This window comes from Streptomyces doebereineriae, assembly GCF_031845645.1.
GTDB classification, from domain to species: Bacteria; Actinomycetota; Actinomycetes; order Streptomycetales; family Streptomycetaceae; genus Streptomyces; species Streptomyces canus.
On record NZ_JAVREZ010000380.1, the window covers coordinates 1 to 435 of the forward strand.

Annotated in this window: 1 protein-coding gene; it reads right to left on the minus strand. The window is 63.4% G+C overall.

Annotated features, from left to right (window positions below):
- Window positions 1-435 (minus strand): resuscitation-promoting factor (locus RNB18_RS52395; RefSeq protein WP_311721103.1); only part of this gene is annotated, 435 nt, incomplete at both ends.

The following is a 435-nucleotide window of genomic DNA, read 5'->3' on the forward strand; positions in this document are numbered from 1 at the left end:
GTAGCAATCGCAATCTGCTCTTCTCTAGTCGCCAGATCGGCCCTCGGAGCATACCGCAGACCACCCTGTCGCTCCCAGGTGTTTTGATCGAATTGAACGCCGCCGTAGAACCCGTTACCAGTGTTGATAGCCCAGTTACCTCCCGCTTCACACTGCGAGAGCGCATCCCAGGCGGAGCCGTTGGTAACCGGCGGAACTTCGGTGCCCGGCTTTGCTCCGACCCGCAGCACGCCGTCGCGCGCCGGGTCGATCACGACATTGGCTACTGGCAGCCTGCCGGTCTCCACACCGTTCACCTTGGCCACCGCATAGGTCACGTCCTGGGTGCCGGGGGCGCCCGGGTCCTCGACGATCTGGCGGCTCATGTTCAGCTCGACATCTTCGATCCGCTTGTTGCCCGGGGCCAACGGCACACGCTCGGTGACCTTCTCGATG